The following is a 13,585-nucleotide window of genomic DNA, read 5'->3' as shown; positions in this document are numbered from 1 at the left end:
ATGAACGTGGAACGCGCCGTCTCGAATGTGGGGCGATCGGAGAAACCTGTGGATAACCCCGGGACGGCGAAACGACGAACGACCCCTGTCCACCCGCGGATTCCTCAGGGTCTCCACAAGTGACACGTGTGTAGTTCCCTACTCGCGCCTGCTTTCCACCGACTTATCCACAGTATCCACAGGTGTTAACACCGTTAAGGAGTTAAGTCATTCAGGGTGCGATCCGATCACCAGACGGTGGGGAGAACCGGCGGCGGCATGACAAGTCCTCCGGCGTAGGGAACCGCAGGACTGTGGGGCTAGCATGGGATTCCCTGCAGTGGCAGGACCCGACGACGACCCGTCATGTTCGACGACAAGGGAGCACCCGTGAGGTTTCAGGTCAACCGCGATGTCTTCAGCGAGGCTGTGTCCTTCGTCGTCAAGCTGCTGCCCCAGCGCAATCCACAGCCGATCCTCGCCGGTGTCCTGATCGAGGCGGACGGCTCCGGACTCACCCTCTCGGCCTTCGACTACGAAGCATCCGCACGGACGACCATCGAGGCGACGGTCGAGACACCGGGCACGATCCTCGTCCACGGGCGGCTGCTCTCCGACATCGCGAGCCGCCTCCCGAACGCTCCCATCGAGATCGCCGTCGAGGATGACGGCGGAATCGCCGTGACCTGTGGCTCGGCTCGCTTCACCCTCGCGGCCATGCCGGTCGAGGAATACCCGTCCATTCCCGAGGTGTCCGGATCCTCCGGCGTCGTCCCGGCCGACGATTTCGGCACGGCGATCGCGCAGGTCGGCTTCGCCGCGTCCCGTGACGACGTGACTCCCGTGCTGACGGGTGTCCAGCTCGAGGTCACCGGACAGACGCTCAGCCTCGTCGCCACCGACCGCTATCGGGTCTCGCTCCGCGACGTGCCCTGGGACGGCGAGGCCGTCGAGGCCACCGCACTCGTTCCCGCCCGCACCCTCGTCGAGGTCGGCAAGACGTTCGGACACGCCGGCACGATCCAGATCGCCTTCTCGGGTGCCGGGGATCGCGAGATCATCGCGTTCACCGCCGGCAACAAGACCGTGACGTCGCTGCTCATCAAGGGCAACTTCCCCCCGGTCCGCCGCCTCTTCCCCGAGCAGACCGACCACTACGCTGTCGTCAACACCGCCGATCTCATCGAGGCCGTCCGCCGTGTCTCCCTCGTGCTCGACCGCGCGGCGCCACTGCGTTTCACGTTCTCGACCGACAGCGTCACGATGGACGCATCGGGCAGCGAGCACGCCCGCGCGTCCGAGTCGGTCGACGCGATCCTCTCCGGCGGCGACGAGGTGACGCTGGGTCTCAACCCGCAGTACCTCATCGAAGCCCTCGGTGCGGTCAAGAGCGAGTTCGTGCGGGTGACCTTCACCTCCAGCGACAACGCCAACAAGCTGAGCCCGGTCCTCATCACCAGTCAGACGTCGGTCGACCAGGCCGGTCTGGACTCGTTCAAGTACCTCCTCCAGCCCAACCTCCTGCTGCGCTGAGCACCCCCGGCCCCGAGGGAGTGTCCGACCCGGAAGGTAGGCTGGCTCCGTGATTGTGGAGCATCTCAGCCTGGTCGATTTCCGCAATTACGCGACCGCGGAACTCGCCTTGCACCGCGGGCCGAACGTCCTCGTCGGGCGGAACGGCCAAGGCAAGACGAACCTCGCGGAGGCGGTGGTGTTCCTCGCGACGCTGGGATCGCATCGGGTGTCCTCGGACGCGCCGATGGTGCGGGACGGGCAGGAGTTCGCCGTCATCCGGGCCCGGCTCGCGCACGGTGAGCGACGCGTGCTCGTCGAGGTGCAGCTCAATCGCCAGGGGTCGAACAAGGCGCGGATCAACGGCTCCCCGTCGAAGACGAACGAGCTCCCCCGCTACGCACATGTCGTGCTGTTCGCGCCGGAGGATCTCCAGATCGTGCGGGGCGACCCCTCGGCCCGCCGCCGGTTCGCCGACCAGCTCCTCATCCAGCGCACCCCGCGACTCGCCGCCGTGCTGGGTGACTACGACCGCGTGCTCAAGCAGCGCAACGCCCTGCTCAAGTCGGCGCGGGCGCGGGGCATCCGCGGTGAAGCGCTGAGCACCCTCGACGTCTGGGACGACAAGCTCGTCTCCCTCGGATCCGAGATCATCACGGCACGGCAGCGGCTGGCGTCCGATCTGCAGCAGCCCGTCGCCGATGCATACGCGGCGATCGCCGGCGCGGACCACCGTCCCCGGCTCGACTGGGCGCTGTCGGTCGCCGGCAGCGATCCCGAGGATGACGACGACCGCGATGACGCGGACGGTGCCGCTCCCGTCGACGACGTGCGCGGGGACGCCCGTCGCATCGCCGAGATGTTCCGCGCCTCTCTCGCGGCGAAACGCTCGAACGAACTCGACCGCGGCCTCACCCTCACCGGACCCCATCGGGACGACCTGGTGCTGCGGGTCCGGGACCTGCCGGTGAAGGGGTACGCCTCCCACGGCGAGTCCTGGTCGGTCGCACTCGCCCTGCGACTGGCATCCGCCGAGCTGCTCCGCAGCGAGTCCCCGGCCGGCGACCCGGTACTGATCCTCGACGACGTCTTCGCGGAGCTGGACGCCGATCGGCGGCAGCGGCTCGCCGCGCTCACCGCGGGCTACGAGCAGGTGGTGGTCACGGCCGCGGTGGAGGAGGATATCCCCGACGTGCTCCATGCTCACGTCGTCCGCATCACGGCGGGGACCATCACCGATGAGCGGGACCGGCTGCAGGGAGAGGGCGGTGCGCCGAATGACTGACGTGGTCACCGACAGCCCGGCCTCGGCGGAGGCTCCCGAGACCGTCGCCACCTACCTGCGACTGCGGGGACTCAAGCCGAGCGCCAAGAACTGGAAGCGCAAAAGGCGGATCTCCGTCGACGACGACAACGCGCCGTTCACCCCCGGCCGTGATCCGGGAAGCCTCGGCGCCGTCCTCGACACGCTCAGCCGCGAATCCGGCTGGGAGACGACGCTCGCCCGGGAGGACCTCGTCCGCCAGTGGGCTGACCTCGCGGGGGCGGACACCGCGAAGCACTCGGAGCCGGTGTCTCTCGAGCGCGGACTGCTCACCGTCAAGTGCGATTCCACCGCGTGGGCGAAGAACCTCCAGTTCATGCGCGCGACGATCCTCACGGAGATCGGACGACGGTACCCGGAGGCGGGAGTGGAGAACCTCCGCTTCATCGGACCGGACGTCCCCTCGTGGAAATGGGGTCCCAGAGCCGTTCCAGGGCGGGGCCCGCGCGATACCTACGGGTAGGGCACCATGCAAGGGGTCCGAAACGCTCAGAGGGCCACACGCGGCCGTTGAGCGGCATTTCGACTCGAAACCCGGCTAGAATGGGAGTTCGAGATATCGATCTGGAGAATGCCCTCTGATGACGCCTGAATCCCCTGCTGACGAGACGGAACCGAACAACGACGCTTCGTCGGGCTCACAGGCCGGAGGATCGGCGGCACCCGCACCGAAGAAGCAGCAGCCCGGTGAGTACGGCGCCGACTCGATCCAGATCCTCGAAGGACTCGAAGCGGTCCGCAAGCGACCCGGCATGTACATCGGCTCGACCGGTCCCCGCGGACTGCACCACCTCGTCTACGAGATCGTCGACAACTCGGTGGACGAAGCGCTGGCCGGGTATGCCGACACGATCTTCGTCACCCTCCTCGCCGACGGCGGCGTGCGCGTGGTCGACAACGGTCGCGGTATCCCCGTCGACCCGCACTCGTCGGACCCCTCGAAGTCGACCGTCGAGGTCGTGCTCACGATCCTGCACGCGGGCGGCAAGTTCGGTGGCGGCGCCTACGCCGTCTCCGGCGGTCTGCACGGCGTCGGATCCTCGGTGGTGAACGCCCTGTCGACCCGCTTCGACGTGGAGGTCAAGCAGAAGGGCTTCGTCTGGCGGCACAGCTTCGCCGACGGCGGCGTCCCGCAGCAGAAGCTGGAGAAGGGCGAGGCCACCGAGGAGACCGGGACCAGCATCACGTTCTGGCCGGACGCGGAGATCTTCCAGGAGACCGTCGAGTTCGACTACGACACGCTCCGCACCCGGTTCCAGCAGATGGCGTTCCTCAACAAGGGACTGCGCATCGAGCTCTCCGACGAGCGGCCGGAGTCGGCGTACGAGACCGAGGAAGACGGCCAGGCGGTCACGAAGCAGCCGGGCGACGTCTTCTTCTACGAGCGCGGTCTCGTCGACTACGTCGAGTACCTGAACAAGGTGCGCCACGCCGAGGTCGTCAACGAGGAGATCATCGCCTTCGAGTCCGAGGACACGGCGCGCAAGATCTCGCTCGAGGTCGCGATGCAGTGGACGACGTCGTACACGGAGAACGTGTTCACCTACGCCAACACCATCAACACGCACGAGGGTGGCACGCACGAGGAGGGCTTCCGGGCGGCGCTCACCACGCTCGTCAACCGCTATGCCCGTGCGAACAACCTCCTCAAGGAGAAGGACGACAACCTCTCCGGAGACGACGTGCGCGAGGGGCTGACCGCCGTCATCTCGATCAAGCTCGGCGAGCCCCAGTTCGAGGGTCAGACCAAGACGAAGCTCGGCAACACCGAGGCGAAGGCCTTCGTGCAGAAGGTCGTCGGCGATCAGCTCGGCGACTGGTTCGAGCGCAACCCGAACCAGGCGAAGAACGTCATCCGCAAGGCCATCGACGCGGCGACGGCACGCCTCGCCGCGCGCAAGGCACGCGAGACCGCGCGTCGCAAGAGCGTGTTCGAATCCGCAGCGATGCCCGACAAGCTCAAGGACTGCACGAGCAAGGACCCGTCGATCAGCGAGATCTTCCTCGTGGAGGGCGACTCGGCCGGCGGTTCGGCGGTGCAGGGTCGGGACCCGCACACGCAGGCGATCCTGGCGCTGCGCGGCAAGATCCTCAACGTCGAGCGCGCGCGTCTCGACAAGGCGCTCGGCAACAAGGAAGTCCAGGCGATGATCCAGGCCTTCGGCACGGGCATCGGCGAGGAGTTCGACATCGAGAAGGCGCGGTATCACAAGATCGTGCTGATGGCCGATGCCGACGTCGACGGTCAGCACATCACCACCCTGCTGCTCACCCTGCTGTTCCGCTACATGCGCGGACTCATCGAGGCCGGCTTCGTGTACCTCGCGATGCCGCCGCTCTACCGCCTCAAGTGGTCGAACGCGGCACACGAGTACGTGTTCAGCGACGCCGAGCGCGATGCGCTGCTGGCCTACGGCCTGGAGAACGGCAAGCGCATCCCCAAGGACGCGGGCATCCAGCGCTACAAGGGTCTCGGCGAGATGAACGCCAAGGAACTGTGGGAGACCACGATGGACCACACCACCCGGACGCTTCGTCAGGTGACCATCGAGGACGCCGCCGCCGCGGACGAGATCTTCAGCGTGCTGATGGGCGAGGACGTGGAATCGCGTCGGAGCTTCATCCAGCGCAACGCCAAGGACGTCCGGTTCCTCGACATCTGATCACCGCGGGGTCCCTGAGTCCGTCGAACGGGACCCGCTGCTCCGACCAGCTCAGCCCACCAGGAAAGACACATGACTGACGAAGAACGCCCCGACATCACCGAGGGTCACGAGCACGGCAAGATCGACCAGGTCGATCTGCAGTCGGAGATGCAGCGCAGCTATCTCGACTACGCCATGGCGGTCATCGTCGGCCGCGCCCTCCCCGACGTCCGCGATGGCCTCAAGCCGGTGCACCGCCGTGTCATCTACGGCATGTACGACGGTGGGTTCCGCCCCGACAAGTCGTTCTCCAAGTGCGCCCGCGTCGTCGGCGAGGTCATGGGTCAGTACCACCCGCACGGCGACTCGGCGATCTACGACGCCCTCGTCCGTCTGGTGCAGCCCTGGTCGCTCCGGTACCCGCTCGCCCTCGGCCAGGGGAACTTCGGCTCCCCCGGCAACATGGGTGCCGCAGCCCCGCGATACACCGAGACGAAGATGGCTCAGCTCGCGCTCGAGATGGTGCGCGACATCGAGGAAGACACCGTCGACTTCACCGACAACTACGACGGTCAGACGCAGGAGCCCACGGTCCTGCCCGCCCGCTTCCCGAACCTGCTCGTCAACGGCTCGGTCGGCATCGCGGTCGGGATGGCGACCAACATCCCGCCGCACAATCTGCGCGAGGTGTCCGACGCGGCGCTCTGGGCTCTCGACAACCCCGGGGTCTCGCGCGATGAACTGCTCGAGGGTCTGATCCAGCGCATTCCGGGCCCGGACTTCCCGACCGGCGCGCAGATCCTCGGCACCAAGGGCATCCACGAGGCGTACCGCACGGGTCGCGGCTCGATCACGATGCGCGCAGTCGTCAACGTGGAGGAGATCCAGGGTCGCACCTGCCTCGTCATCACCGAGCTGCCCTACCAGGTCAACCCCGACAACGTGGCGGTGAAGATCGGCGACCTCGCCCGTGACGGCAAGATCACCGGCATCGCCGACATCCGTGACGAGTCGTCGGACCGCACCGGTCAGCGCCTGGTCGTGGTGCTCAAGCGCGATGCGGTCGCGAAGGTCGTGCTGAACAACCTGTACAAGCACACGCAGCTGCAGGAGAACTTCGGCGCGAACATGCTCGCGATCGTCGACGGTGTCCCCCGGACGCTCGCGATCGACGGCTTCATCTCGCACTGGATCGCTCACCAGATCGATGTGATCGTCCGGCGCACGGAGTTCCGCCTCCGCGAAGCCGAGAAGCGCATGCACATCCTGCGCGGCTACCTGAAGGCGCTCGACGCGCTCGACGAGGTCATCGCCCTGATCCGTCGTTCGCAGACCACCGCGGATGCGAACGAGGGACTGCAGAAGCTCCTCGACATCGACGAGATCCAGGCCGACGCGATCCTGCAGATGCAGCTGCGTCGACTCGCCGCTCTCGAGCGTCAGAAGATCATCGATCAGGCCAACGAGCTCGAGGCTCAGATCACCGACTACAAGGCGATCCTGGCCGACGAGGGCCGCCAGCGCTCGATCATCCGCGAGGAGTTGACGGGCATCGTCGAGCGGTTCGGCGACGAGCGGCGGACGCACATCCTGCACGGCTTCGACGGCGACGTGTCGATGGAAGACCTCATCGCCGAGGAGGAGATGGTCGTCACCGTCACGCGCGAGGGCTACATCAAGCGCACGCGCAGCGACAACTACCGCTCGCAGCACCGCGGCGGCAAGGGTGTCAAGGGCGCCCAGCTGCGCGCGGACGACATCGTCGAGCACTTCTTCGTGACGACGACGCATCACTGGCTGCTGTTCTTCACCGACAAGGGCCGGGTCTACCGCGCGAAGACGTACGAGGTGCCGGAAGCAGGGCGCGACGCGAAGGGCACCCATGTCGCGAACCTCCTCGCGCTGCAGCCGGACGAGAGCATCGCGCAGGTCCTCGACATCCGCGACTACGCGGTGGCGGACTACCTCGTCCTCGCCACGCGCGAGGGCCTGGTCAAGAAGACCCGTCTGGACAACTACGACACGAACCGCCAGGGCGGCGTGATCGCGATCCGTCTGAACGACGACGACGAGCTGGTCAGCGCCCTCCTCGTCAACGCCGAGGACGACATCCTCCTCATCAGCCGCAAGGGCATGTCGGTGCGATTCCAGGCGACCGACGAGGCGTTGCGCCCCATGGGCCGTGCCACCGCCGGGGTGAAGGGCATGAAGTTCCGTGAGGGTGACAGCCTGCTGTCCGCCTCCGTCGCCGCACCCGGGAAGTACGTCTTCGTGGTCACCGATGGGGGCTACGCGAAGCGCACCGCCGTCGAGGAATACCGCGTCCAGGGGCGTGGCGGATACGGCATCAAGGTCGCCAAGTTGAACGACGATCGGGGCACTCTCGCGGGTGGTCTGATCGTGTCCGAGGACGACGAGGTCTTGGTGGTTCTGTCCAGCGGCAAGGTGGTACGCTCTGCCGTGGCCGAGGTCCCCGCCAAGGGTCGCGACACCATGGGAGTGGTGTTCGCCCGCACGACGGAGGCCGACCGCATCCTCGCCATCGCCCGGAACGGCGAACGTGGTCTCACCGAAGAGGAGACCGAGCCGGATGCCGACGCCGAGGCCCCCCAGACGACTGAGACACCCGAGGATACAGACGCATGAGCACAGTGGCTGACAAGCTGGCGAAGAAGTCGACACGCAAGACCGGTGGCAAGCAGGTCCGGCTGCGGCTCGTCTACGTCGACTTCTGGTCCGCGGTGAAGCTCTCGTTCCTGGGAGCGGTCGCTCTGGCCGTCGTCACGATGGTGTCGTTCTTCCTGATCTTCCTCGTGCTGCAGGCGACCGGCATCATGTCCACGGCCGACGAGTTCGTGCGGAGCTTCACCGACGGCGCGATCCCGCTGTCCGAGCTCGTGGGGCTGCCGCAGGTCATGGCGTTCGCGGCGGTTGTCGCGATCCTCAACCTCATCGTGTTCACGGTGCTCGGCGCCGTCGTCGCGGGCATCTACAACCTGGCCGTGAAGGTCACGGGCGGGTTGCTCGTCGGCTTCATGTCGAACTGACCCGAAACCCCGTCTTTCCGCCGAAACCCCGGCCTGCGCACCGATGCAGGCCGGGGTTTCGGCGATAGCGCGGGGTCTCGGCGGGTGGGGTAGGGAAAACCCGAACGGGAGTGTCCGGTTGACTCGGTGGGCGAGGTCCGGCGGCGGCCCTACCGTGGAAACATGACCACACAGACTGCGACCCCGGGCACCGCGCCGGCGGTGAAGCCGCCGTTGCGCATCCCGCTCACGATCCTGCATCTCGCCGGTGTCGGGGTGATCGGGGGCGCCATCTTCGGCATGCTCGGCGGGCTCCTCGGCACCGGACTCGGCCTCCTCTTCGTCTTCGGCGTCGGCATCGTGGTGCTCGTGGGCCTCGTGTACGCGCTCTTCGGCGTCGGCTGGTTCGAGATCGCTCGCGTCGCCGCCCTGTACCGGGTACCGAACGCCCCGCTGCGGCTCCAACCGCGGGACCGTCCCGGCTTCGGCGGCTGGCTCCGCGCGCTCGGGAGGCAGGCGATCGATGGGCGGATGTGGCGTGCGGTGGCGAACTTCGCCATCACCGCGGTCCTCGGCTTCGTGGTGCTCCGACTGTTCTGGGCACTCCTCTGGTCGATGATCATCGCCTTCGCACCGCTGACCTCGGCCGAGACCATCGTCGGCCCCTTCGGTGGCGGGCAGATCCCGGTGTCCTGGGCGCCCGTGATCGGCATCCTCGGCGCACTCGCCTCCGCCGCCGGGATCATCGGCCTCGCGCTCCTGGCCCGGACACTCGCGCTGGCGATCGTCGCCCGGGCTCGTGAGGTCGAGCTCACCGAGCGTGTCCGCGCATCCACCGCCCAGCGTGAGGGTGCCGTCCGTGCGGCCGATGTGGAACGGACGCGGATCGAGCGCGATCTGCACGACGGCGTCCAGCCGCGGCTCGTCTCCGTCGGGATGACCCTCGGGCTCGCCCAGCAGAAGATCGACACCGACCCCGACGCCGCGAAAGAGCTCATCTCCGAGGCCCACACGTCGACGAAGGCCGCCATCACCGAACTGCGGCAGCTCGCCCGCGGGATCCACGCCTCCGTGCTCGACGACCGCGGACTCGACGCCGCGTTGTCCGCGCTCGCCAGCCGCTCCCCCATCCCCGTGCAGTTGGACGTGCGGATGGACCCTTCGACAGGCTCAGGGACCCAGGGTGGCGGGGCAGGGACCCAGGGGTACGGCTCAGGGACCCAGGGTGGCGGCGCCGGAGCAAGCCGGCCGGGACGTGATGCGGAGGCGGCGGTGTACTTCTCCATCGCCGAATCGCTGACCAACGCGGCGAAGCACTCCCGAGCGAGCGAAGCGCGGGTCACCGTCCGGCTCCGCGAGGGAAACGTCCTCTGGGCGCGGGTCGAGGACAACGGCATGGGCGGCGCCCAGGTCATCCCCGGCGGGGGCCTCGACGGCATCGCGAACCGGATCCTCGCCGCGGGCGGGACCTTCCGTCTCGACAGTCCGCAGGGCGGCCCGACCAGCCTGGAGGTGAACGTGCCATGCGCATCCTGATCTGCGAGGATTCCGTCCTCCTGCGCGAGGGGCTCGTGCGTCTGCTCGAGGACGCCGGCCACGAGGTGGTCGCGGCCCTCACCGACACGACCGGTCTCCGCGAGGCCGTGACGTCGACGACGCCGGACCTCTGCATCCTCGATGTGCGGCTGCCGCCGACCTTCACGGACGAGGGCATCCGCGCGGCGCTCGATCTGCGGGCGGTGCATCCGTCGCTCGCCATCCTCGTGCTGTCCCAGTATGTGGAGGAGCGCTACGCGTCCGATCTCATCGCCGCGCAGGGCGGTCCGCTCGGCTACCTCCTGAAGGACCGGGTGGCGGATGTCGCCGAGTTCATCGATTCGGTGCAGCGGATCGCCGACGGCGCCACGGTGCTGGACCCGGAGGTCGTGGCCCAGCTCCTGACCCGCCGGAACCGCGACGATCGCATGATGCGGCTCACCGAGCGGGAGCGCACCGTGCTGGCGCTGCTCGCCGAGGGCAAGTCGAACCAGGCGATCGCTGCCCTCCTGTTCCTCTCGGGAGCGAGCGTCGAGAAGCACATCACCTCCATCTTCCAGAAGCTGGGCTTCGAACAGGACGAGTCGGGCAACCGCCGCGTGCTCGCCGCGCTGGCCCACCTCGAGAACACGGGCGGCACGACGCCGCCGAACGGCCAGACAGGAGTCTCACGATGACCACCGAGAACACCGGAGCACAGGGCGGACACACCCCGATCACTCCCCCGCCGCCGCCGTCCGTGGCTTCCCCCACGCCGTCGCCGAGCGCGCCCGGACCGCGGCGTTCATCCGGAGCGACCGCCGTCATGATCGTCACCGCCGTGGTCGGTGGGATCGCCCTGCTCGGAGCCGGAGGCACGGCGGCCGTCGCGGCGACCGGCACCCTTCTGTCCTCCAGCCGACCGGATTCGGTGCAGACGGTGGACGTCGACGGCGTCACCGCGATCGATCTCGACGCCGATGCGAGCATGGTCCGCATCGACTTCGGAGATGTGGACGCGGCGGAGCTCTCCGTGACCAACGGTCGAGGTTCGTGGACGTTCGAGCGCGAAGCGGACGAGCTCGTCGTCCGGAGCCCTCGGCCCGCCTTCGGCTGGTGGTTCGGCAACTGGTTCGGTGACGACGAGCGCGCCGTGCTCACCCTTCCGAAGGAGCTCAGCAGCTCGGACCTCGACGCGAGCCTCACGCTCGATGCCGGCGCTCTCGACGTCTCCGGCGAGTTCGGCACCCTCGAGGTGCAGATCAACGCCGGATCCCTCGATGTCTCCGGAGCGGCCTCGGCCGTCGATGTGCAGATGAACGCGGGGCGGGCGGACGTCCTCCTCGACGGCGTCGACCAGGCGGATCTCGGCATCGCCGCGGGTGATCTGACGGTGGAGCTGACCGGCGACGCGCCGACGACGACCACCATCGACGTGAGCGCCGGATCCCTGAACCTGACCCTTCCGGATGTGGAGTACCGGATCAGTCAGGACGTCAATGCGGGGTCGTTCGATGCCCGTGTCGACGAGTCGCCCAGCGCCCGTCGCACGATCGACGTGTCCGTGTCGGCCGGCAGTGTGAACGTCGACCCCGGACGATGAACCGGGCGAGGGTGGGGCTCCAGCGCGGGGTCCCCGCCCTCGATTCGGATTTTCGCCGAAACTCCGGTAAAGTTCTGGAGGTTGACGGGGCTATAGCTCAGGCGGTTAGAGCGCTTCACTGATAATGAAGAGGTCCCAGGTTCAAGTCCTGGTAGCCCCACCCTTTCAATTCAAGAATTCCCTCACGGGGCCTTAGCTCAGTTGGTAGAGCGCCTGCTTTGCAAGCAGGATGTCAGGAGTTCGAATCTCCTAGGCTCCACCATCCTCTCCCCCCGCCTCACCTCACCCGTCGGTTGCCGTGAGTCCGTGCGGTGCCGTGTTCAGGCGTTCGACCCCGTCCGCCGTCACGACCACGATGTCCTCGATGCGGGCGCCCCACTCTCCCGGGAAGTAGATGCCGGGCTCGATGCTGAAGGCCATGCCCTCTCGGAGCACGAGGTCGTTGCCGGGGGCGATGTAGGGCTCCTCGTGCACCGAGACGCCGATGCCGTGACCGGTGCGGTGCAGGAACGCCTCCCCGAGCCCGGCCTCCGCGAGCACCGAACGGGCGGCCGCGTCGACCTCCGCCGCCGTGGCTCCAGGGCGCACCGCATCCACCGCCGCCTGCTGCGCGCGGACGAGGGTGGCGATGCGGTCCACAGCAGCCGGATCAGGCGTTCCGACGACATAGGTCCTCGTGCTGTCCGAGTTGTAGCCGCTCGGCACGGCGCCGCCGATGTCGACGACCACCACGTCGCCCTCCTCGATGACCCGGTCGGAGACCTCGTGGTGCGGATCCGCGCCGTTGGGCCCAGAGCCGACGATGACGAACTCGACCGTCCGATGGCCTTCCTCGACGATCGCGGCGGCGATGTCGGCGGCGACCTCTCGCTCGGTGCGCCCCGCGCGCAACCAGGCGGGTACGCGGCGGTGCACGGCATCGATCGCCGCGCCGGCGCGACGCAGCTCGGCGATCTCCTCGTCATCCTTGATCATCCGGCCCTCCCGGAGGACGGGCGTGGCGAGTTCGAGCCGCGCCTGCAGCCGCTCCCCGATCGGCACGACGTGCAGCGCGGGAAGCGCATCCGAGACGCCGACGCGCGAGACCGAGCCCGTCGCCGCGGCCACGAGGGCGTACGGGTCCTCGCCGTCCACCCAGTCGGCGACGGTCAGTCCCAGCTCGCCGATGGCCGTGCTGCGCACCTTGGCGAGCTCCATGCGTGGGACGACCACCGTAACCGCGCCGCGGGGAGGAAGGACCAGCGCGGTCAGCCGCTCGATGGTGTCGCCCTCGACGCCGAGGAGGTACTGGAGGTCGGGGCCGGGGCCGACGACGATCGCGTCGAAACCGGCAGCATGCGCGAGGTCCTGCGCGCGCTCCAGGCGGCGGGCGTAGACGGCGGCGGAGAAGGGGAGGGTGCTCACAGCCACCACGCTAACGCGAGCGACACCGCTGCGTCAGGCCTTCACCGCGAATCAGCTGATCGCCTGGCGGATGCGCGCGGCGAGGAACTCGAGATCCTTCTCCGTGAGCGCGGTCACCGCGTACGCGGTCGGCCAGACGGTGCCGTCGTCGAGGTGGGAGATCGGCTCGAAGCCGAAGGTTCCGTAGCGGACCTTGAACTTGCTCGCCGGCTGGAAGAAGCACAGCACCTTGCCGTCTCGGCCCCACGCCGGCATGCCGTAGTACGTACGGGGCACGAGCTCCGGCGCCACCTCGGACACCAGCGCGTGCAGCTTCTCGGCGAGCTGCCTGTCCTCGTCGGTGAGCTTCGCGACGGCTTCCTTGAGATCGGCCTCGCCGGCGGCGCGCAGTTCCTCGGGCGACTTCTTGGCTCGGGAGCGTCGGGTGCGCGCCTCCTTCGCGGCGGCCTGCATGGCCTCGCGCTCCTCGGGGGTGAAGTTCTTCTCGGTGTCGGCCATGATGGTCCTCTCGTGCGGCCTCGATGATGGTCCCAGCGTAGGGACGCCGACCGCTCCCGTGCTTCTCGATTCGTGATCG

At 68.0% G+C, this 13,585-nt stretch carries 11 protein-coding genes and 2 tRNA genes; 11 read left to right on the top strand and 2 right to left on the bottom strand.

All coding sequences use genetic code 11. From position 1 onward, the window contains the following. Positions 1–369 precede the first annotated feature (369 nt). From dnaN to AB0N68_RS06125, 11 genes are all read left to right on the top strand, one after another. Positions 370–1,512 (top strand): DNA polymerase III subunit beta, encoded by a 1,143-nt coding sequence (gene dnaN / locus AB0N68_RS06175; RefSeq protein WP_259954814.1) that lies wholly within the window; start codon positions 370–372, stop codon positions 1,510–1,512. A 49-nt stretch (positions 1,513–1,561) separates the two neighbouring features. Continuing rightward, the gene (recF, locus tag AB0N68_RS06170; protein ID WP_280567582.1) at positions 1,562–2,776 is read left to right on the top strand and encodes a DNA replication/repair protein RecF; all 1,215 of its coding nucleotides are present in this window, start codon (positions 1,562–1,564) and stop codon (positions 2,774–2,776) included. Then, positions 2,769–3,278: a DciA family protein gene (locus tag AB0N68_RS06165; protein WP_268777835.1), complete on the top strand. Its 510-nt coding sequence runs from the start codon at positions 2,769–2,771 to the stop codon at positions 3,276–3,278. The genes recF and AB0N68_RS06165 overlap by 8 nt, the downstream gene beginning before the upstream one ends. A 118-nt stretch (positions 3,279–3,396) precedes the next feature. After that, positions 3,397–5,478: a DNA topoisomerase (ATP-hydrolyzing) subunit B gene (gyrB, locus tag AB0N68_RS06160; protein WP_187662791.1), complete on the top strand. Its 2,082-nt coding sequence runs from the start codon at positions 3,397–3,399 to the stop codon at positions 5,476–5,478. Positions 5,479–5,550: 72 nt separating this feature from the next. After that, on the top strand, positions 5,551–8,106 hold the full coding sequence (gyrA, locus tag AB0N68_RS06155; protein WP_280567578.1) for a DNA gyrase subunit A: 2,556 nt from the start codon (positions 5,551–5,553) through the stop codon (positions 8,104–8,106). After that, positions 8,103–8,507: a DUF3566 domain-containing protein gene (locus tag AB0N68_RS06150; RefSeq protein ID WP_025102877.1), complete on the top strand. Its 405-nt coding sequence runs from the start codon at positions 8,103–8,105 to the stop codon at positions 8,505–8,507. Before gyrA ends, AB0N68_RS06150 begins: the two co-directional genes overlap by 4 nt. A 162-nt stretch (positions 8,508–8,669) precedes the next feature. After that, on the top strand, positions 8,670–10,022 hold the full coding sequence (locus AB0N68_RS06145) for a sensor histidine kinase (RefSeq protein ID WP_280571630.1): 1,353 nt from the start codon (positions 8,670–8,672) through the stop codon (positions 10,020–10,022). Continuing rightward, positions 10,010–10,699: a LuxR C-terminal-related transcriptional regulator gene (locus AB0N68_RS06140; protein ID WP_280569997.1), complete on the top strand. Its 690-nt coding sequence runs from the start codon at positions 10,010–10,012 to the stop codon at positions 10,697–10,699. Before AB0N68_RS06145 ends, AB0N68_RS06140 begins: the two co-directional genes overlap by 13 nt. Beyond that, a complete protein-coding gene (locus AB0N68_RS06135; protein WP_280569999.1) occupies positions 10,696–11,604 on the top strand; it encodes a DUF4097 family beta strand repeat-containing protein in 909 nt (302 codons plus the stop codon). Before AB0N68_RS06140 ends, AB0N68_RS06135 begins: the two co-directional genes overlap by 4 nt. Before the next feature lie 86 nt (positions 11,605–11,690). After that, positions 11,691–11,764, top strand: a tRNA-Ile gene (locus tag AB0N68_RS06130). Positions 11,765–11,790: 26 nt separating this feature from the next. Beyond that, positions 11,791–11,866, top strand: a tRNA-Ala gene (locus tag AB0N68_RS06125). 20 nt (positions 11,867–11,886) lie between these two features. Here the strand turns inward: AB0N68_RS06125 and AB0N68_RS06120 are convergent. Together AB0N68_RS06120 and AB0N68_RS06115 are read right to left on the bottom strand one after the other, a co-directional pair. After that, positions 11,887–13,008, bottom strand: a complete 1,122-nt coding sequence (locus AB0N68_RS06120; protein ID WP_268777832.1) for a M24 family metallopeptidase — start codon at positions 13,006–13,008, stop codon at positions 11,887–11,889. A 51-nt stretch (positions 13,009–13,059) separates the two neighbouring features. After that, complete coding sequence (locus AB0N68_RS06115; protein ID WP_268777831.1) at positions 13,060–13,506, bottom strand: hypothetical protein; 447 nt, start codon at positions 13,504–13,506, stop codon at positions 13,060–13,062. Positions 13,507–13,585 lie beyond the last annotated feature (79 nt).

The sequence above is a fragment of the Microbacterium meiriae genome, assembly GCF_040685015.1.
GTDB lineage: Bacteria > Actinomycetota > Actinomycetes > Actinomycetales > Microbacteriaceae > Microbacterium > Microbacterium meiriae.
This window is presented reverse-complemented; position numbering and strand designations above follow the sequence as displayed.